Here is a 20,085-nt window from a genome sequence, read left to right on the forward strand (position 1 = left end):
GAGGGATGTATTCTACATCCGCTCCGGCACATCGATGCCCAAAAGCAAAAACGCCGATTTGATCACTTCTCCTACTTTTTGGGACAACAATACTCTAAACCGTTTCTTCTGTTCATCGGGTTCGCCCAAAATGGACACCTGCTGGTAGAACGAGTTGAATTCCTTCACCAAATCATAGGTATAATTGGCAATAAGCGCTGGACTATAGTTTTCCGCCGCCAACTGTACCGTTTCCGGGAACAATTGTACCTGCTTCAACAACTCCTTTTCTTTTTCGTGGAGAACCAGTGAGGTCTCGACTGCCTGCCCATCCGGTAGGCGGGCGCTCGACCTGACATTGTCCGCCTTTCGGAGAATGGATTGGATCCGCGCATAGGTATATTGGATGAATGGCCCCGTATTACCTTGAAAATCAACTGATTCCTCTGGGTTGAACAGAATCCGCTTCTTGGGATCCACTTTTAAGATGTAATATTTCAGGGCGCCCAGACCAATGGTCCGGTACAGCTCCTTTTTTTCCGCTTCTGAATAACCGTCCAGCTTGCCCAGTTCCTCGGAAATGGCCTCGGCAGTATCTTCCATACTCTGGATGAGGTCATCCGCATCCACCACGGTACCTTCCCTACTCTTCATCTTGCCGCTGGGCAGGTCCACCATGCCATAGCTGAGATGGTACAACTGTTCGGCCCAGGTGTAGCCCAATTTTTTCAGGATAAGGAACAGCACCTTGAAGTGATAGTCCTGTTCGTTCCCCACGGTATAGACCATTCCGTTGATGTCGGGAAAATCCGTCACCCGTTGGATGGCCGTCCCAATATCCTGTGTCATGTACACCGCAGTACCATCGGAGCGGAGCACAATTTTTTCATCCAGACCGTCCTCGGTAAGGTCGATCCACACACTGCCATCTTCTTTTTTAAAGAATACCCCTTTTTCCAGACCGTCCTTTACCACATCGCGACCCAACAAATAGGTATCGCTTTCGTAGTACAGCTTATCAAAATCGACCCCTAGGTTTTTGTATGTAATGTCAAACCCCTCGTACACCCAACTGTTCATTTTTTTCCATAGGGAAACCACCTCGGCATTGCCAGCTTCCCACTTTCGAAGCATTTCCTGGGCCTCCAAAAGGATGGGGGCTTCCTTTTCGGCCTTTTCCTTTTCCACACCCCCGGCCACGAACTCCGCAACCTGTTCCTTATAGGCCCTGTCAAAGGCCACGTAATATTTCCCTACCAAATGGTCGCCCTTCAGACCAGAGGTTCCCGGGGTTTCCCCATTGCCAAATTTTTCCCAGGCCAGCATGCTCTTGCAGATGTGGATACCTCTATCGTTGATGATCTGCGTCTTATACACCTTCTTGCCCGATGCCTTCAAAATCTCCGCCACGGAATAGCCCAAAAGGTTGTTTCGGATATGCCCCAAATGCAGCGGTTTGTTGGTGTTGGGTGATGAATATTCCACCATGATGGCATCATTGGACGTTGATTTCACGTATCCAAAATCCGCTTCATCTTTGATGCTGTTGAAAAAATTAAGGTAGTAGCTGTCTGCGATCACAATGTTCAAAAAGCCCTGAACCACGTTGCACTTGGTCACTTCGGCCACATGTTCCTGCAGATAGTCCCCGATCTGGGCCGCAATCTGGGCAGGGTTGCCCTTCACATAGCGCAACATGGGAAACACCACCACCGTGATGTCCCCTTCAAAATCCTTTCGGGTCGGTTGAAACTCCACTGTGGGCAGGTCCACTTGGTACAGTTGCTTTACCGCCTCGATCACTTTTTGGGTCAAATCGTTCTGTAAACTCATCTCAAAGGCTTTCAGCCCGCAAAACTACATATTTTTTGCCCTTTTATGGCAATTTGGGGCTGTGTTGCGCCGATAGAAACCGTATTTTTAGGAAAAACTTTCCCATGGAACATTTACAACGTGCCGTACCCGTACTCTTTGCCCTCAACGTTCGAAAAGCGGTTGCTTTTTACCGTGACAAATTCGGATTTGACAAACAAGGTTGGGTCGATGACCACTATGCCGTGATAGGTCGTGACAAGATTGAGCTCCATATTGCCAAGTGCAATGATAAAATCTTTCCCGAGAATACCAGTTGTTACATCCATGTGGAAGGTGTGGACGAACTTTATGCGGAACTGAAAGAAGCAGGGGTCATCCATCCCAATGGGCCCTTGGGCGACAAACCTTGGGGCCTTCGTGAATTCTCCGCACTGGACGGCGATGGCAACCTGCTACGGTTCGGACAAAAATTGTGACCATGCTCCTGAACGTCTCCTACTCCGACAAGAACATCTCCCGAAAAATCGACGAGGCCGTGGGCAAGCCCTATACCCTGAAGGAACGCTTGGCCTTGAACGGTATCGGCTCCCCAAAGCTCCATATTGTCCAGTCCAGCCCTGAAATCCATAACCTGCTCCTTCTGGACAATAACCTCGACACCTGCAACATCGAGATCAGGCCCAAGGGCGTCATCGTGCGGTTCCGCTCCCTGCTGGAGACCTATGGGCTTATCATCCCTTATTACAAATTGAACCTTCTCAAGGGAGATATGGCCATACATTCCATCCATATGGACAAGCATTTCATCAAAGTGCATTCGGATACCAAGGCCGTTCAGAAGTTTTTCAAAAAACTATTGGACCATCGAACGGACAATTTGCCACCCTCTATCGATGATCTATGAAGATTTTGCTCACAGGTGCCAACGGCTACATTGGAATGCGTCTGTTGCCAAACCTTTTGGAGTTGGGACACGAAGTGGTCTGTGCCGTTCGTGATGAAAAACGCCTTTCGGTGGATGCCAAAACAAAGGCCAAAATTGATATAGTTGAAATCGATTTTTTGGAAGACCCGGAAACCCAGGTACTGCCCACGGGTATTGATGCCGCCTATTACCTCATCCATTCCATGACATCCTCGGTCACCGACTTTGATGAGAAAGAATCCATGGCAGCACGGAACTTCAATACCTTAATGGCCCAGACCCATTGCAAACAAGTGATCTACCTCAGTGGCATCGTCAACGATAAACAGCTTTCCAAGCACCTCAGTTCCCGTAAAAATGTGGAGTACATTCTCTATCAAGGTCCTTTTCAGCTTACCGTACTCCGTGCGGGCATCATTGTCGGTTCTGGCAGTTCCTCCTTCGAGATCATTCGTGATCTCTGTGAAAAACTGCCGGTGATGATCACCCCAAAATGGGTGCTCACCAAGACCCAGCCCATTGCCATCCGCGATGTGATCCTGTTCCTCACCCATGTCTTGGGCAATCCGGGCACCTATGATCAATCTTTCGATATCGGCGGCCCCGATGTGCTCACCTACAAGGACATGCTGCACCGTTACGCCAAGGTCCGGGGTTTTAAGAACTGGATTTTCACCGTTCCCGTGATGACCCCAAAGCTCTCTTCCTACTGGCTCTACTTTGTCACTTCCACATCTTATAAATTGTCGACCAACCTGGTGGACAGCATGAAAATGGAAGTGGTGGCACAGGACAACCGTTTGCAAAAAATACTGGACATCCATACCCACACCTACGAGGAGGCGATAGACATGGCCTTTAAAAAAATAGAACAGAATCTTGTGGTGAGCAGTTGGAAGGACAGTATTGCCAGCGGACAGATCAAGGACGATCTGGAAAACTATATCCAGGTGCCCAAATATGGGGTGCTTCAGGATAAAAAGACCCTAGCGATAACCGATGAGGCCGCCGTTCTTGAAAACATCTGGCATATTGGCGGGGAAACGGGCTGGTACTATGGCAACTGGCTGTGGAGGTTCCGTGGCTTTTTGGACAAATTGGTCGGTGGGCCGGGCCTTCGGAGGGGGCGCACCCATCTGGATAAACTGAACCCAGGGGATGCACTTGACTTTTGGAGGGTGCTCTTGGCCGATAAAAAAGCAAAGCGCTTGCTCCTTTTTGCCGAAATGCGAACGCCCGGTGAGGCTTGGCTGGAATTTAAGATCGAGGATGGCGTGCTCCATCAAACAGCGACTTTTCGCCCGAAAGGACTGTTGGGAAGACTGTATTGGTACTCCGTCCTTCCTTTCCACGTTTTCATCTTTGGCGGCATGATCCGGAATTTGGCCAAAACCTAAAAGGACGAAAATCGATTTTATTCCCGTAAGAGGTCTCGATACATTCCAAACAAGTTTGGAACACTCGACCTGACAAAACCATCATTCGTGTCAAGAGCAGAAAAAAGAAAATAGAACCAAGACATAAGACTTCAAATCCATTGGAATCTGGAGATTGACTTTTGGAATTTGAGAATATGTTCCGTCATTATACACCCCTAAGGTCCCCTACCATCGGCAGGCAGGCCTCAAGGGGACAATTCATAATCCTCGACCTGACAATATATTGTTTATTGGAAATTGTCATTTGGAATTTGTGTCCCATCCACAGAAATAACAATCCTTTAAAACGCTTTGTCACAAAATTCGTCTAAGTTCGTCATATGACCGAAGCAACCCTTGCCGCTCCAATGGCGTCTTTATAGTAAAAACACAAAAACCATGTCATTCCACAAGATCCTGACCCTCTGTTCCCTTTTCATGTTGATGGCCCCTTCCCTCAGCGCCCAGACCATCAGCTCCCGTTTGGTGGATGCCAAGACCCAAAAGGGCATCCCCTACGCCACCGTCCAATATGGCGAACACCAAGGCGTGATCACCAACGACGAGGGCCGTTTCAGTTTTGTGCTGGAAACCGGCACCAACCTGCCCGACTCCATCCACATCTCCTCTATGGGGTACGAGAAAAGGGGCTTTGCCTTGCAACAACTCCAGGACAGTGTCGTGATGCTCACCCCCAAGGCCATCGAGCTCAGCGGTGTGTATCTGTTTGACAAGGAACTGGAGGTGGACGACATCATCGAGAAAATGAAGGAACGCCTGCCCCAGAACATCAACAACGACCCTGTGAAGCAACGGTTTTTCCTGCGACGCTCTCAGTTTGCCACCATCAACAAGGTGGATTTCGGGTTTGAAAAGTCCACCATCAAGGAACTGGACAAGGAACTCATGGACAGCATTGCCCGTTCCGTGCCCAAAAATGCCCATCACTATACCGAGAGCCTGGGCGACCTCTACAAAAAAGGAACGGACTACAAACTGGCCATCGTCAAGGCGGCCGACCTGTATGACAAGAACAATGTGGGCTCTTTTGAGGACCTCGGCAAGCGCATGGAGGAAATTTTCAAAAAGAACATCAAACCGGATTCCTACCTGAAGATCAAGTCGGGCATTTTTAGCCAGAAGGTGCAGGTGGATTCCATTTTGGACGAAATGGAGGAAGAACAGGCGCAGGAAGTGAAGCAACGCATCCAAAAGGACAGCACTTCGGGGCTGTTGGACTCGCAGCGGCACACCATCAAGGACCTGCTCGGGGAGCTTTACTACCGGGAGGACAGCAAGTTGGACCTTATTGAAAAAACGAACCGCTACGACTTCAAACTGGCCGGCTATGCCGATATTGATGGTATGGGGGTGTATGTGGTGGACTTTTTCCCCAAGCGCAGCAGTGCCGATTTCAAGGGGCGGCTCTACATCAACATCGAGGACTTTGCGGTGATGCGGATGGATTTTGAGAACACCGACCGCCTGCGCAACTTCCGGTTGCTGGGCATTACCTACCGCGAGGTGCTCTACAAGGGCACGGCCCGCTTTGCCCAACTGCCCAATGGCCGGTACGACCTCAGGTTCATGGACCTTACCGTGGGGAACTACTTTGCCGTGGACCGTCCGCTGAAAGTGGTGGAAAAGAACAAGCACGTAAAGGGCCGCCGCAAGCAGAACGAGCTACTGCTGAACATCGACTTTCGGATGAGCCCCACCGAAAAGTGGGAACTTGTGGTGTTTGGGCAGGACCTCGTGGACGAGCCGCAGTTTGCCAACTTCAAGGAGGACAAGACCGTGCGGGCCACCTATATGCCGCGCTACGACCCTGAGTTTTGGCAAGGCCACACCATTATGGAGCCCAACCAGGCGATTAGGGAGTTTACGGTGGAGGACTAGATGTTGGATGCTGGACGTTAGATGCTAGATGTTAGACGTAAGACTTAGGACACAAGACTTAAGATTTTAGGTTGCAGATGTCAGACAGGGGCACGTCCAAGGCTTGACTGATACGGTACAAGGTATGGATGGTGGCGTTGGTTCTTCCCTTTTCGATTCTTGAAATGTTCGTGGTGTCTATTTTCGCTTCAACTTTGCCCACCAAATCCACTTGCGTATAGCCTTTTTCGAGACGGGCTTTTTTGATATTTTCCCCTATTTTCTTTAGAACTTCCAATTTTTCCATACTTGCCATATTTGACAAGTCAAGAAAAGGTTTATATTTACCGTAGTTAATGCCATATATGGCAAGTTTTGGTTTGATATGGTACATGATGAGGTTTTAGTAAACTGGATTGAAGATACCTATGGTAGTCCGGAAGAACTGGCCAAAATTCTGGATTTTGGTATTGAAATGCTGTTTTATTTGGAAGAAGGTTCTTTTGATCGCAAAGAGGTACAACAGGTGGTGGCTGCGATGAGGGGGATTGTGGTGGGGTTGAGGGAGTAAAATTAGTTAGCAGCCTAGTTCTTAAAGCCTAATTCTTCCCGGGCTTCGGCCGTTAATAAAACTGTCATTAATTCGAGGTTTTTAGAGTCCTTATACCCAAGTTCTTTACGCATTTCTTTCAAGAATACATTTGCATTGCTTAAAATTGCTTTAGAGTCACCTTCATTGGTAAAAATATTATTTTCATATTCAATAAACTTGGTAATTAGTTCTTCACTACCCCAATTCATTAGACCCTTTTTGAAAAGTGCCATTTCGTCAATAGTTTTTTTGGTTAGTCCAGTTCGATTGTTCTTGACATTTTTAAAAATCTCAAAAAAAGCATTATAGAAATGCTCACAAACCTTTTGTTTCTCTTTTAAAATATGTAGTTCATATTCTCTTTCACGAGTTTTTTTATTGTTAATGTTCACTGTCATCACGGATGTAAAAGCTGCTACAATTACCGCTACTATTCCGAAAACTGCAATTTTTGAATCTACAATATCAATATAAAATACTCCCCAAATTGTTAGGGAAACAAGTATTAGAATTAGAATAAACAACCAAATATTAATAAAGACATTTTTTCTCATCTTAATTAAAAACATCTTTTGGTTAATTCTTCTATTTGAATTTGCTTTCATATTTAAAGTTTAAGGATAAATATGATTTTATTAAACCACAAGGAATCAACACTTTAAAATCAATCCAATATACACTATTTCGCTATAATATCTTACAAGAGCAACAGAAAAGCTTTCAGGGGTTGACAATTGTCAATGGAACTAATAAAGCGTCATTTCTCACATCCGTTCGAAATGACAGGTGGATTTTGCTGCTTGACTGAGCGCAGTCGAAGTCCAAGCAAAAGAAGTACCGAAAAGCATTCGTGGAAATTCGTGAAATTCGTGTCTAGAAAAAACAAAATACGAATCAAGTTACCCCACTAAGAGGTCTCGATACATTCCAAGCCCATTTGGAACACTCGACCTGACAACTAATTGATCATTACTCATTGTAATTTGTGGGCATTCGTGGAATTCCTGCCTGCGGCAGGCAGGCGTGTCAAACAGAGAGGACGAAGTACGAAGGTGGAAGTACGAATAAAGATACCCCGCTAAGAGGTCTCGATACATTCCAAACCCATTTGGAACACTCGACCTGACAACTACTTGCAGTATTGATAATTGGTTATTGTAAATTGTGATTCCCTTTACACCCCTAAAGTCCCCTCAAGGGGACAATTCCCGACAACCTATTGGAAATTGTTTATTGGTCATTGGAAATTGTCCCCCGTCTGGGTTGCATCAATTTGCCCAAATAGAAAAGGGCGCCCATGACCAACACCATAAGAGCACATACCACAGTGATGTTGAGCAAGGTAGTTGCCAGCCCCAACGTTCCCACATTCAGGAACGGATAAGGATAAAAACCGGAGAAATGCCCTCGCACCATCACGAACAACACATACCCTAAAGGGTATAGCAGCCATCGGAAAAGCTGTTTCCACGCAACGGGCGTGCGCGCATGGAACATCACCCAATAGATGTACACCAATACGGGGATGATGGTATGGAGCAGTTCGTCCACCACCATTTGCAGTCCTGTGGGGTTCCAGAGTTTTCGCAGCACCACTTGGTACACCAGCCCCACCACGATGATGAAGGCCGTGAGGGCCATCGGGGTTGCCTTTCCGTGGAGCAGGGCCATTCGTTTTGGGTCCGCCCCGAATACCTTGACGGTAAAGAAAAGGGCCACCAAAGCGTTTGTCAAAATGGTAAAATAGCTGAAAAAGCGCACCAGGCTCTCGGCAACGCCCACTTCCCGGTTTTGGAGCATCAGGTAGAGTTGGGCCATCACGGCGAACCAGCCCAAACAGAGCCCCAAGATCTCAAAATTTCTTCGCAAGGTCGGTTTTTGGAAGTGAAGTTACGGTTTTTTTGCGGTCAGACTAAGCGCAGTTGAAGGACGAAGAACAAAGTACTACATACGAAGGTGGAAGTACGAATCAATCTTTACCCCGGAAGAGGTCTCGATACATTCCAAACCCATTTGGAACACTCGACCGGACAAAACCATCATTCGTGAACATTCGTGCCATTCGTGTCAAAAAAAGACAATAGAACCAAGACGTAAGACAAAAGACTTCAAGTCCTTTGGAATTTGGAGCTTGATATTTGGATTTTCCCAGTATGTGAGACCACTTTACACCCCTAAAGTCCCCTCAAGGGGACAATTTATAATCTTGACAAAAGCATTCGCCTTGACAACCTATTGGAATTTGGAGATTGCTCTTTGGAATTTGCAAAACGGCAGGCAGCCCTCAAAGGGACAATTTATGATTTCGGCAAGAACACTTCGGCCATCATGCAACGGGCACTGCCGCCCCCGCAAGTCTCTATGGTGTCCAGCGGACTGTGGATGATACCGCAATGCTTTTCTATGGCCGCAATCTGGTCCTTGCGCAGACTGTTGTAGGCCGCGGAACTCATCACCAGATAGCGTTGGTCGTCCGTACCGATCACTTGGAGCATGTTGCCCGCAAAATGGTACATCTGTTGCTCGCTAATGTCAATGATCTCCCTACCGTCCTTTTTGATGTGGTCCACCACGTTCTTGCGCTCCTTTTTATCATCAATGGTGGCCAAACAGATAACGACGAAAGTCTCCGCCATGGCCATCATCACATTGGTGTGGTAAATGGGCAACCGCTGTCCGCCCACCGTTTGGTTGGCCGTGAAAATGACAGGGAAACAGTCAAAATCCTCACAGAACTCAATAAAAAGCTCCTCATGCGCGCGCTCGGATAGGGCGCAATAGGCTTTTTGGTTCACGCGGTCCAACAAAATGCTGCCCGTGCCCTCCAAAAAAACACCTTCCTCTTCCGCAGCCGTATAGTCCATCACATGGTCGATCACAAAACCCTTTTCCTCCAACAGTGCGAAAATATCCTCCCGACGCTCCTTCCGGCGGTTTTCGGCGAACATGGGATAGATGCAGACGGTCCCGTCCTCATGAAAGGACACCCAGTTGTTCGGAAAGATGGAATCGGGAGTGTCCCGCTCCTTGGTGTCGTCCACCGTGATCACGTTCACGCCATGGTCACGGAGCACCTGTACGAACTGGTCAAATTCCTGTTGGGCCTTGCGATTGATCTCCGTGTTCCTCACATCCAGGTCTTCCTGAAAATAGTTGTTCACGGCGGTCTGTTCGTTCATCCTGAAATTCACGGGACGGACCATAAGAATGGTATCGGTAATCTGTTTTTTCACTGTTCTGCTTTGCTTTTTTTGTATTGGGGTATGTATCACAACACCCCTAAAGTCCCACTTCGACTTCGCTCAGTGCGAGATCTCAAGGGGACATTCTTATTTTTCTCTGATCAAGGGCATGGTGCTGCAACGCAAAAGTCCCTCTTGCTTGGCAATCTCGGCATAGGGAATCTCCTCCACGGTAAATCCTTGATCGCGGAGCCAGTGGTTCAAGCGGGTAAAGTTTTTCTCGGAGACCACCACCTCTGGGGAAATGGAAAATACATTGCTGAACATCTGGTACATTTCATCCTTATCAATCTCAAAAATGTTCTCCGGCCCAAAAAAATCCACCAAATAATGGTATTCCTCCTCCACCAAAAACCCATTCTTGTGCAAAATGGCCTTGTCCTTGCCCAGAGGCTGAAAACAACAGTCCAAATGCAGGGCATTTTCCCTCGGGTCGGTGTTGGATTTCCGCAGCTCGAAGGACTTCACCGTCTTATGGGGAAATAGCTCCCGGATATAGTCCACGGCCGCCTTGTTGGTACGGGCGGTAATGTAGCTAGCATAGTCCGGCCCGGTATAAGTTCCGATGAAAATATGGTCGTTCCAAGGCATCACGTCCCCGCCTTCAATGTGCACTTCCGCAGGTGGCCTGATGATGTTTTCCGGGGCGATCATGTCCAGCACTTCGTGGATGGCCACAAACTCCTGTTCCCTGTCCGGTAAAATATTGGCATGGAAAAGTTTATCCTCTATCACAAAAGCAATGTCGCGTGTAAAGATCTGGTTGCAATCTTCCAAGACCTCAGGCCTATAGACCTGCACCCCATATTTTTGGAACACTTGGGCAAATGCTTCCATTTCCCGCACCATATCCTCCTCTTTGGGGTAGGTGCCCGCCAAGATATGCTCCAACGATTTGGGATCATAGGCCTCCTCCGGTTTCGGTGTGGGACCGCAGCTCTTGGCCGTTCCCAATATCACCGCCTTCAATGGGCTCGTCTCGTTTTCTATGTGCAATCGTATCAGCTGGTGGACCGTATTGACCATTGAACAAATACCTTAAAATTTCTAGGGCAAATCTAGTGTTTTACTCCCTATTTCCCTCCTACGAAAAAGGAAAAAGCACAATAATCATGGAGATTTTCCCCAGCCTGAAAAAGAAAAATCATCACACTATAACCAAATGTTTTTCAGTTAGTTAAAAAATCATTTTTTGCCACATTTTCTCTGGGTCAAATGTGGTCAATACATTTTTAATCATTACATTTGTATTAAGATTTTTCTTACAAATGAAAAAAATACTATTATTGACCTCACTCCTCGCAGGTGCCTTTGCCGTACTTGGAGGGATTGATGCGTTCCATGGTGAAAGAGGGGTTGATGACACTACTGTTTCCAATGACGGGACACCGGCCATCTATCCTGCCAAGTACAAGGATTGTATCGGCAAGGAGGATTTTCCTGAAAGCCTTGCTTCCGATGAGGGAGGCAACAATGATTGGGACATCAAAAAGGTGGACAACTCTGTGGCAAAGTATAAAATTTCCATGGAAACAGCGACCAAAAACCTGAACTACATCGATGCGCATAATTTTATCCATCAAGAGTTCCTACGTTCGAAGGACTATCTGCTGAACAGGGAGCTTTCAGAAATACAGAAACACTACCACCGCGAGGTCATGCGGATATGCTATGATACCGACAAGGCCCTGAACCTAGGTTCGGCCAGTAGGTTATAAATGCAAAAAGGGCGATGAATCGCCCTTTCTGTATAATCGTTGTCCCAAATCTTACCTTTTTTCCAACGGCACAAATGACCTTAGGTTTTCCCCGATATATACTTGGCGGGGCCTTCCTATGGGCTCTTTTCGCAATCGCATCTCCCTCCATTGGGCTATCCAGCCGGGCAATCTTCCCAGCGCGAACATCACAGTGAACATCTCTGTGGGGATGCCGAGGGCACGATAAATGATCCCGGAATAAAAATCGACGTTGGGATACAGTTTTCTGTCCACGAAATAAGGGTCTTCCAGCGCTTCTTTTTCAAGTCCCTTCGCAATGTCAAGAATGGGGTCTTGGATACCCAAGTTTCCGAGCACATCATCTGCCGCTCTTTTGATGATCTTGGCCCTTGGGTCAAAATTCTTATAGACTCGGTGCCCAAAGCCCATCAATCGGAATGGGTCGTCCTTGTCCTTGGCCTTCGCCATATATTTTTTGGTATCGCCACCGTCTGCTTCGATAGCTTCCAACATTTCCAGAACCGCTTGGTTGGCACCACCGTGAAGTGGCCCCCAGAGGGCCGAAATACCTGCGGACAACGAGGCGAAGAGACCTGCATGTGACGAACCTACGATACGAACGGTGGAGGTGGAGCAGTTTTGCTCATGGTCAGCGTGCAAAATCAGCAACTTGTCCAATGCATCTATGGCAATCGGGTCTTTTCTGTATTCCTGGTTAGGTCTTTTGAACATCATTTTGTGGATGTTCTCCACATATCCCAAGGAATCATCACCATAATCCAACGGAAGACCTTTCTTTTTGCGGAGCGTCCACGCCACCAGTACCGGAAATTTGGCGAGAATGCGCACAATGGAATTGTACATGGCCGTTTCGGAGGACACATCCACCGAAGTGGGGTTGAAAGCGACCAAAGCACTTGTCAGGGACGAAAGCACGCCCATGGGGTGGGCAGATTTTGGAAAACCGTCCAAAATCTTTTTCATCTCTTCATCCACTTGGGATTCCTCTTTAATGTCGTTATGGAATTTTGCCAGCTGTGCCTTATTGGGAAGCTCGCCAAAGATCAGAAGGTAGGCCACTTCCAAAAAGTCAGCTTTCTCGGCCAACTCTTCGATGGCGTAACCTCGGTACCTCAGTATCCCCTTTTCGCCATCAAGAAAGGTAACGGCACTTTCACAGGATCCGGTGTTCTTGTAACCCGGGTCTATGGTGACCATTCCCGTTTCGGCCCGCAACGATTTTATATCTATGGCCAATTCATCTTCAGTACCTTTGATTACGGGGAATTCATACCGTTTACCCCCATATTCGAGTATAGCTTTATCCGACATTTATACAATTAAATAGATTAGTAAAAATAGAATGCGGAATTTACGAAAAAGCGGAACCATTAACAATTTACTGTTGTGATTTGTGCTGTTATTAACAATAAAATATCAATGGTGGAAAATCCTCAATTTGTTTTGTAAAGTAGTTTGTAATATTCGTCCACGGACTTTTGCCATGTGAAGCGCATTTTTTTGGCGGAAGCCTGGATTTTCTTCCATTTGGGCTTGTCATTTTCAAACACATCCAGTGCCTCATCCAAGGCGACCAACATGTTCTTTATCTTTTCATCGTAACTGTCGCCATCGAAACTGAAGCCTGTGACCATGTGTTCCACCGTATCCTTCAGCCCACCTGTGTGATGGACAAGGCATGGGTTCCCGTTGCGCATGGCCAACATCTGACTGATGCCGCACGGCTCAAAAAGGCTCGGCATAAAATAGAGGTCGGACTCCAGGTACATGGAATCGATCAATTTTTCCGATTGGCCGTTGGTAAAGATGAAATTCTTGTGCTGGTAGCTCAATTTCCTAAAAAGTTCTTCATACTCGGGTGCCCCGGTTCCCAAGAGCATGAAAATCCCATCCACCTTTTCCAAACGTTTCAGGATTTCCACAAAGGCTTCCGGCGAACGCATGAAAAAGTAAAATTTCTGTTCTGTCAATCGGGCCACGCTGGACGCGATGAACCTGGGCCTATCCTCCACATACTCCATGATCTTTTCCCCAGTGTGGGCCAAAAAGTCGGCCTTGTACTTCTTGGACTCCTCTTGCAGCCATCGAAACAGCGCTTTGACGGTATTGCGATAGATATTCCCTTTTTTCTCCTTGTTGATGTTCTTGTAATTGCAACCGTTCAAAATCCCAAAGAGCCTTCCTTCGGCATCGGCCTTTTGCAGGTCCCGTTCCAGACCTTCACCACCTATGAACTCGGGTGGGGAACTGGGCAACAGCACATCTTCCTTATAAGACGGGGAAACGGTGTGCACTGCATCTGCAAAACGGATGCCCACGGCCATGAGGTTGATGCAATCCCGATACCGGTAGTCCATCAAGGCCCTTTGGTCGATGGCAATGTCGGGAAACCAGTTCTTCACGGAAGAATAATTGTTTTCAAACGGTCTGATGCCCTGAATGGCCAAATTATGGATACTGTACACGAACCGGATATTTTTCAGGTTGGTGTATTCGGGATGGAATTTTCTCAGGAACAGCAAAAGGCTGGAGTGCCAATCGTGCAAATGGACCACATCCAAATCCCCGAAAGCCCCCTTTTTGATGGCCTCGGCCACTGCCGTGCAAAAGATGAAATATTTTATGGCATCGGTATAGAAGGGTTCCTCCGGATCGTTGTGATAAATGTGCGCAATGTCCCCGGCCTCGATCTCCGGATGATGCAGCACATAGTGGAAGATGTTCGGAAATTCCTTCTTCGGTTTTACTTCGTAGAGTTCCGCGGTATAGCCCATTCCCCTTAGCGAGAAATTGAGCGTGGTCTTGGGCACTCCCCCATGATGTAGCCTTGAATAGGACGGCACAATGACATGCACCCTGTCCCCACGTTCGGAAATCTGTCTTGGGACATCCCTGACCACATCGCCCATGCCTCCTGCTTTGCAGTTTTCCAGGGCATCGTTTTCGGCCGCTACGAAAAGAAAATTCTTCATGAGGGAAAATTTAGATAGTATGTTTAGTTGAATATCAATTTAACCAAAGTTTGTTACTGTAACAAAAAAAGCCCCTCCAAATTTGGAAGGGCTTTTATATTTAGAAAATCAATCTTTTTATTTGACCTTAAAGGCTTTTTCCTGAGGGTAGTAAGCCACACTTCCCAATTCCTCCTCTATTCTGAGCAACTGGTTGTACTTGGCCATACGGTCGCTCCTTGAAGCGGAACCGGTCTTGATCTGACCTGTGTTCAATGCCACTGCGAGATCGGCGATGGTGTTGTCCTCAGTTTCTCCAGATCGGTGGGACATTACTGAGGTGTATCCTGCATTTTTGGCCATGTTCACGGCTGCAATGGTCTCGGTAAGGGTACCGATTTGGTTCACCTTAATCAAGATGGAATTGGCAATGCCGTTCTCGATACCTCTGGACAAACGCTCCACATTGGTCACGAACAAGTCATCGCCCACCAATTGTACTTTGTCACCGATTTTTTCGGTCAACAGTTTCCAACCATCCCAATCGTTCTCATCCATTCCATCTTCAATGGAAATGATGGGGTATTTTGCACAAAGGTCGGCCAAGTACTGTGCCTGCTCGGCAGAGGTCCTCACCATTCCCTTATCGCCTTCAAACTTGGTATAGTCGTATTTTCCATCCACATAGAATTCGGCAGAGGCACAATCCAAAGCGATCATGACATCATCACCCAATTTGTAACCGGCCTTTTCCACCGCTTTTGCGATGGTGTCCAAGGCATCTTCCGTACCTCCTGCCAAGTTTGGTGCAAAACCTCCCTCATCCCCTACAGCGGTACTCAATCCACGATCGTGCAACACTTTTTTAAGGTTGTGGAAAATCTCGGTTCCCATCTGCATGGAATGGCTGAAATTTTTCGCTTTTACGGGCATTACCATAAATTCCTGGAACGCTATGGGCGCATCGGAGTGCGAACCGCCATTGATAATGTTCATCATGGGCACGGGAAGGGTGTTGGCACTTACCCCGCCAACATATCGGTACAAGGGCATGCCCAACTCGTTCGCGGCCGCTTTGGCCACGGCAAGGGAAACCCCCAAAATGGCATTGGCACCCAATTTGGATTTGTTCGGTGTACCGTCCAAATCGATCATAATCTGGTCTATCTGGTTTTGTTCAAAGACCGAAGTCCCCACCAATTCCTCAGCGATGATGGTATTGACGTTCTTGACGGCATTGGCCACGCCTTTACCCATAAACGAGCTTCTTCCATCACGCAATTCAACAGCTTCGTGCTCTCCCGTAGAGGCGCCTGATGGCACTGCGGCCCTTCCCAAAATACCATTTTCGGTAACGACATCTACCTCTACCGTAGGATTACCTCTTGAATCTAATATCTGTCTTGCATGAATGTTGATGATAATGCTCATTGTAATGCTTATTAATGTTTTGATTTTATTGGGCTAAGATACAAAAGCAGTGCCTTTTTGATACTATGTTGCTCCTGATAAAACCCTCTTGATAACCTAAAAATAAAACTATAACGATTTAGTTTTTCCCTGTTTTGATCATGTCGAAGAACTGATCGAATAAGTAGTCGGCATCGTGGGGTCCAGGACTGGCCTCTGGGTGGTATTGCACCGAGAAAACGTCCTTATTCTTCATCCGGATTCCCGCCACGGTCTGATCGTTCAGGTGCACGTGGGTGATCTCCAACTCTGGGTGTGCCTCGGTCTCCTCCCTGTTCACGGCAAAGCCATGGTTTTGGGAAGTGATCTCTCCCCTACCCGTCACCAAATTCAAAATAGGATGGTTGATCCCCCTGTGCCCATTGTGCATCTTGTAGGTGGACACGCCATTGGCCAAGGCCAGTACTTGGTGGCCCAAACAGATACCAAACAATGGTTTGTCGGATTTTATCATTTCCTTGGTGGCAGCAATGGCGTCCGTCAACGGCTCTGGGTCGCCAGGTCCGTTGGATATAAAATAGCCATCGGGGTTCCATGCTTTCATTTCCTCAAAAGAAGCATTGTAAGGGAACACTTTGATATAGGCTCCCCTTTTGGCCAGGTTTCTCAAGATGTTCTTTTTGATCCCGATGTCCAAAGCAGAGATCCGGTATGTCGAATTTTCATCCCCGTAATAATAGGGCTCTTTGGTGGAGACCTTGGAAGAAAGCTCCAATCCTTCCATGCTGGGCACTTGCTTGAGCTCTTCCTTCAGGGCATCTATCTCATCTACCCTTGTGGAAATCAAGGCGTTCATGGCCCCATTGTCCCTGATATAGCTCACCAAGGCACGGGTGTCCACGTCTGAAATGGCGAAAAGATTGTTCTTGTCCAAAAATTCCAAAAGGCTCATATCGGCGCTTGGTCTGGAATATTCGTAGCTGAAATTTTTACAGATAAGCCCTGCGATCTTGACGGTTTCGGATTCCACTTCATCTTCCTGGGTACCATAGTTGCCAATGTGGGCATTGGTGGTCACCATCAATTGTCCGAAATAGGAAGGGTCGGTAAAAATTTCCTGGTACCCGGTCATCCCTGTGTTGAAACAGACTTCCCCAACGGCGGTACCTTCCTTTCCCCCAACGGATTTACCATAGAAAATGGTTCCATCGGCCAACAAAATCAATGCGCTTTTCTTTGTGTGATACTTCATGCTGTGTTCTATTTTCTATTATGACAAAAAAACATAAAAAAAGGATAAGTTCTCACTTATCCTTTTTCCACTAATACAATAGTTGATAACATTCTTCTTATTCTTCAGAATCGTCGGTCTTGGTTTCAGTTTCAGCGACCGGTGCAACCACCTCCGCTTTCTTGCTTCCTCCCCTTCGGCTTCTTCGGGTCGATTTTTTGGCAGGCTTACCAGCGTTGTACAACTCATTGAAGTCCACCAGCTCAATCATCGCCATATCGGCGTTGTCTCCCAAACGGTTGCCCAATTTGATGATACGGGTGTACCCTCCTGGTCTATCGCCTACTTTCTCGGCCACTGTTCCAAAAAGTTCGGTCACCGCTTCCTTGCTCCTCAAGTTGCTGAAAACGATCCTTCTGTTGTGCGTACCTTTTTCGGCAGTCTGGTTGTTCTCGGTCTTTGATTTGGTGATCAAAGGCTCAACGAACTGCTTCAAAGCCTTGGCCTTGGCAACAGTGGTGCTGATTCTCTTGTGCTCTATCAAGGAACAGGCCATATTGGCCAACATGGCCTTTCTGTGGGCCGATTTCCTTCCTAGGTGATTGATTTTTTTACCGTGTCTCATGTTTACAGTTTATCATCTTGCTACCAGATCCCATGTTCACAGGGAGAGCAAAATATGATTGATTAATCTTTATCTAATTTGTATTTGCTCAAATCCATTCCAAACTGAAGTCCTTTGTTGATCACCAACTCTTCCAATTCGGTCAAGGATTTTTTACCAAAGTTCCTAAATTTCATTAGGTCGTTCTTGTTGAAGGAAACCAAATCTCCCAAAGTATCCACTTCGGCAGCTTTCAGACAGTTCAATGCCCTAACGGACAAGTCCATGTCCACCAATTTGGTCTTCAACAATTGACGCATGTGCAATGACTCCTCATCGTAGGTCTCTGTTTGTGCGATCTCATCAGCCTCTAGGGTGATGCGCTCATCGGAGAACAACATAAAGTGGTGGATCAAAACCTTGGCGGCTTCGGTCAATGCATCTTTTGGGTGGATGGAACCATCGGTTATAATCTCAAAAACCAATTTCTCGTAATCGGTCTTTTGCTCTACCCTATAGTTCTCGATGCTATATTTTACGTTCTTAACGGGAGTGTACACAGAGTCCACTGCGATGCTACCAAGCGGTGCATTGGATTTCTTGTTCTCCTCGGCAGGAACGTACCCACGTCCTTTTTCGATGACGATTTCCATGTTGATGCTCACTTTGGGACCCATGTTGCAGATCACCAAATCGGGATTGAGCACTTGATATCCTGAAATGAATTTCTGGAAATCCCCAGCGGTCAATTGTTCTTTTCCGCTCACAGAGATGGAAACGGTCTCGCTCTCAACATCATCAATCTGTCTTTTGAACCTAACTTGTTTTAGGTTCAATATGATTTCGGTTACGTCCTCGACTACGCCAGGGACAACCGAAAATTCATGTTCAACTCCATCTATGCGCACAGAAGTGATGGCAAAACCTTCCAAAGAGGAAAGCAAAACCCTTCTCAGCGCGTTCCCAACTGTCAAGCCATAACCAGGTTCCAAAGGGCGGAACTCAAATTTCCCTTCGAAATCTGTTGAATCTATCATTATAACTTTATCGGGCTTCTGAAAATTAAGTAATGCCATAATTGGATTAATGTTGAATTCTTATTTAGAGTATAATTCGACGATCAGCTGCTCCTTGATGTTTTCAGGGATCTGGATTCTTTGGGGAACAGATACGAAAGTACCCTCTTTCTTTTCAGAATTCCAAGTGATCCACTCATAAACGGAACTATTGGCAGCCAATGAATCTACGATGGATTCAACGGATTTTGATTTTTCCCTTACACCGACAACGTCACCTGCTTTCAGCTTGTATGAAGGAATGTTCACTACGTCACCGTTCACGGTGATGTGCCTGTGGGAGACCAACTGGCGTGCGCCCCTTCTTGAAGGGGAGATTCCCATTCTGTAGACTACGTTGTCCAAGCGGGATTCGCACAACTGGAGCAATACCTCACCGGTAACCCCTTCTTTTCTTTTGGCCTCGGCGAACAGGTTACGGAACTGACGCTCCAAAATACCATAGGTATATTTGGCCTTTTGCTTTTCCATCAACTGCACGGCATATTCTGATTTCTTGCCGCGACGTCTGTTGTTACCGTGTTGTCCTGGAGGGTAATTTTTCTTCTCAAAGGATTTGTCGTCCCCGAAGATCGCTTCTCCAAACTTTCTAGCGATCTTTGTTTTTGGTCCTGTGTATCTTGCCATCTTCTTTAATTTGGAAAGCGCGATTATGAATTAAGGCTTATCCTTCGATAATCTAACTGCGCCTTCGGTGAAGACCCTTTTGGGGCCATTTTGATTATACTTGATTAAACTCTTCTTCTTTTGGGAGGCCTACAACCGTTGTGCGGTAGTGGGGTCACGTCGATGATCTCGGTAACCTCGATCCCTGAATTGTGGATGGAACGGATAGCGGATTCCCTACCGTTACCTGGTCCTTTTACATATACCTTCACTTTTCTCAATCCAGCTTCGTGGGCTACCTTGGAGCAATCCTCTGCTGCCACCTGAGCGGCATAGGGAGTGTTCTTTTTGGATCCGCGGAAACCCATTTTTCCTGCTGAGGACCAAGAGATCACATCGCCCTTCTTGTTGGTCAGGGAGATGATGATGTTGTTGAAAGATGCTACTACGTGCGCTTCACCGGTAGATTCTACGATCACCTTACGCTTTTTGGTAGCTGTTTTGGTATTTGCCTTTGCCATATCTTTTAGTTTCTAGTTGTTAGCTCTTAGTTATTGGAATCCTAGACTTTTACATTTCAAACAGATTCTTCTAACGTCTAAAGACTAATGACTAT

General features: G+C 46.9%; 20 protein-coding genes. 6 read left to right on the forward strand and 14 right to left on the reverse strand.

All coding sequences use genetic code 11. The features are described from left to right. Positions 1 to 12: 12 nt before the first annotated feature. Positions 13 to 1,812, reverse strand: coding sequence for an arginine--tRNA ligase (gene argS / locus SD450_RS02020; protein ID WP_318342986.1), 1,800 nt, complete (start codon positions 1,810 to 1,812; stop codon positions 13 to 15). 104 nt (positions 1,813 to 1,916) lie between these two features. On the opposite strand from argS, the gene SD450_RS02025 reads away from it, so the two are divergent. The 4 genes from SD450_RS02025 to SD450_RS02040 all read left to right on the forward strand — a co-directional run bounded on the left by SD450_RS02025 (position 1,917) and on the right by SD450_RS02040 (position 6,036). Continuing rightward, positions 1,917 to 2,270, forward strand: a complete 354-nt coding sequence (locus tag SD450_RS02025; RefSeq protein WP_318342987.1) for a bleomycin resistance protein — start codon at positions 1,917 to 1,919, stop codon at positions 2,268 to 2,270. Between the two features lie 2 nt (positions 2,271 to 2,272). Then, entirely contained in the window at positions 2,273 to 2,698 is a 426-nt protein-coding gene (locus SD450_RS02030; protein ID WP_318342988.1) for a hypothetical protein, read from the forward strand. After that, positions 2,695 to 4,116, forward strand: a complete 1,422-nt coding sequence (locus SD450_RS02035) for an SDR family oxidoreductase (RefSeq protein WP_318342989.1) — start codon at positions 2,695 to 2,697, stop codon at positions 4,114 to 4,116. The genes SD450_RS02030 and SD450_RS02035 overlap by 4 nt, the downstream gene beginning before the upstream one ends. Positions 4,117 to 4,536: 420 nt before the next feature. Continuing rightward, positions 4,537 to 6,036 carry a peptidase associated/transthyretin-like domain-containing protein gene (locus SD450_RS02040; protein WP_318342990.1) on the forward strand — a complete coding sequence of 500 codons (1,500 nt, stop codon included), beginning with the start codon at positions 4,537 to 4,539 and terminating at the stop codon, positions 6,034 to 6,036. A 58-nt stretch (positions 6,037 to 6,094) separates the two neighbouring features. Here the strand turns inward: SD450_RS02040 and SD450_RS02045 are convergent, their stop codons facing one another. Then, positions 6,095 to 6,322 (reverse strand): helix-turn-helix domain-containing protein, encoded by a 228-nt coding sequence (locus SD450_RS02045; protein WP_318342991.1) that lies wholly within the window; start codon positions 6,320 to 6,322, stop codon positions 6,095 to 6,097. A 78-nt stretch (positions 6,323 to 6,400) separates the two neighbouring features. Here SD450_RS02045 and SD450_RS02050 point away from each other — a divergent pair, with 78 nt between their 5' ends. Further along, positions 6,401 to 6,586: a hypothetical protein gene (locus SD450_RS02050; RefSeq protein ID WP_318342992.1), complete on the forward strand. Its 186-nt coding sequence runs from the start codon at positions 6,401 to 6,403 to the stop codon at positions 6,584 to 6,586. Positions 6,587 to 6,600: 14 nt separating this feature from the next. Here the strand turns inward: SD450_RS02050 and SD450_RS02055 are convergent, their stop codons facing one another. The 4 genes from SD450_RS02055 to SD450_RS02070 all read right to left on the reverse strand — a co-directional run bounded on the left by SD450_RS02055 (position 6,601) and on the right by SD450_RS02070 (position 10,875). Beyond that, on the reverse strand, positions 6,601 to 7,212 hold the full coding sequence (locus tag SD450_RS02055; RefSeq protein ID WP_318342993.1) for a hypothetical protein: 612 nt from the start codon (positions 7,210 to 7,212) through the stop codon (positions 6,601 to 6,603). 625 nt (positions 7,213 to 7,837) lie between these two features. Beyond that, positions 7,838 to 8,476: a Pr6Pr family membrane protein gene (locus tag SD450_RS02060; RefSeq protein ID WP_318342994.1), complete on the reverse strand. Its 639-nt coding sequence runs from the start codon at positions 8,474 to 8,476 to the stop codon at positions 7,838 to 7,840. Between the two features lie 428 nt (positions 8,477 to 8,904). Beyond that, entirely contained in the window at positions 8,905 to 9,810 is a 906-nt protein-coding gene (gene ctlX / locus SD450_RS02065) for a citrulline utilization hydrolase CtlX (RefSeq protein ID WP_404828217.1), read from the reverse strand. A 126-nt stretch (positions 9,811 to 9,936) separates the two neighbouring features. After that, positions 9,937 to 10,875 (reverse strand): dimethylarginine dimethylaminohydrolase family protein, encoded by a 939-nt coding sequence (locus SD450_RS02070; RefSeq protein ID WP_404828212.1) that lies wholly within the window; start codon positions 10,873 to 10,875, stop codon positions 9,937 to 9,939. A 242-nt stretch (positions 10,876 to 11,117) separates the two neighbouring features. Here SD450_RS02070 and SD450_RS02075 point away from each other — a divergent pair, with 242 nt between their 5' ends. Then, the gene (locus tag SD450_RS02075; protein WP_318342995.1) at positions 11,118 to 11,567 is read left to right on the forward strand and encodes a hypothetical protein; all 450 of its coding nucleotides are present in this window, start codon (positions 11,118 to 11,120) and stop codon (positions 11,565 to 11,567) included. A gap of 51 nt (positions 11,568 to 11,618) precedes the next feature. Here SD450_RS02075 and SD450_RS02080 read toward each other — a convergent pair whose 3' ends face one another. From SD450_RS02080 to rpsK, 8 genes are all read right to left on the reverse strand, one after another. After that, positions 11,619 to 12,902 carry a citrate synthase gene (locus tag SD450_RS02080; protein WP_318342996.1) on the reverse strand — a complete coding sequence of 428 codons (1,284 nt, stop codon included), beginning with the start codon at positions 12,900 to 12,902 and terminating at the stop codon, positions 11,619 to 11,621. Between the two features lie 122 nt (positions 12,903 to 13,024). Continuing rightward, the gene (locus tag SD450_RS02085; protein WP_318342997.1) at positions 13,025 to 14,563 is read right to left on the reverse strand and encodes a glycogen synthase; all 1,539 of its coding nucleotides are present in this window, start codon (positions 14,561 to 14,563) and stop codon (positions 13,025 to 13,027) included. Between the two features lie 117 nt (positions 14,564 to 14,680). Then, positions 14,681 to 15,973 (reverse strand): phosphopyruvate hydratase, encoded by a 1,293-nt coding sequence (gene eno / locus SD450_RS02090; protein WP_318342998.1) that lies wholly within the window; start codon positions 15,971 to 15,973, stop codon positions 14,681 to 14,683. A 118-nt stretch (positions 15,974 to 16,091) separates the two neighbouring features. Then, positions 16,092 to 17,204 carry a glutamine-hydrolyzing carbamoyl-phosphate synthase small subunit gene (carA, locus tag SD450_RS02095; protein WP_318342999.1) on the reverse strand — a complete coding sequence of 371 codons (1,113 nt, stop codon included), beginning with the start codon at positions 17,202 to 17,204 and terminating at the stop codon, positions 16,092 to 16,094. A gap of 97 nt (positions 17,205 to 17,301) precedes the next feature. Continuing rightward, positions 17,302 to 17,808 (reverse strand): 50S ribosomal protein L17, encoded by a 507-nt coding sequence (gene rplQ, locus SD450_RS02100; protein ID WP_119619488.1) that lies wholly within the window; start codon positions 17,806 to 17,808, stop codon positions 17,302 to 17,304. A gap of 62 nt (positions 17,809 to 17,870) precedes the next feature. Continuing rightward, positions 17,871 to 18,863, reverse strand: a complete 993-nt coding sequence (locus tag SD450_RS02105) for a DNA-directed RNA polymerase subunit alpha (protein WP_072881275.1) — start codon at positions 18,861 to 18,863, stop codon at positions 17,871 to 17,873. Positions 18,864 to 18,884: 21 nt separating this feature from the next. Beyond that, the gene (gene rpsD, locus SD450_RS02110) at positions 18,885 to 19,490 is read right to left on the reverse strand and encodes a 30S ribosomal protein S4 (RefSeq protein ID WP_108423760.1); all 606 of its coding nucleotides are present in this window, start codon (positions 19,488 to 19,490) and stop codon (positions 18,885 to 18,887) included. Between the two features lie 104 nt (positions 19,491 to 19,594). Continuing rightward, the gene (rpsK, locus tag SD450_RS02115) at positions 19,595 to 19,990 is read right to left on the reverse strand and encodes a 30S ribosomal protein S11 (RefSeq protein ID WP_108423761.1); all 396 of its coding nucleotides are present in this window, start codon (positions 19,988 to 19,990) and stop codon (positions 19,595 to 19,597) included. Positions 19,991 to 20,085: the final 95 nt, after the last annotated feature.

This window comes from Flagellimonas baculiformis, from assembly GCF_033441575.1.
In the GTDB taxonomy this organism is placed as follows: Bacteria; Bacteroidota; Bacteroidia; order Flavobacteriales; family Flavobacteriaceae; genus Flagellimonas; species Flagellimonas baculiformis.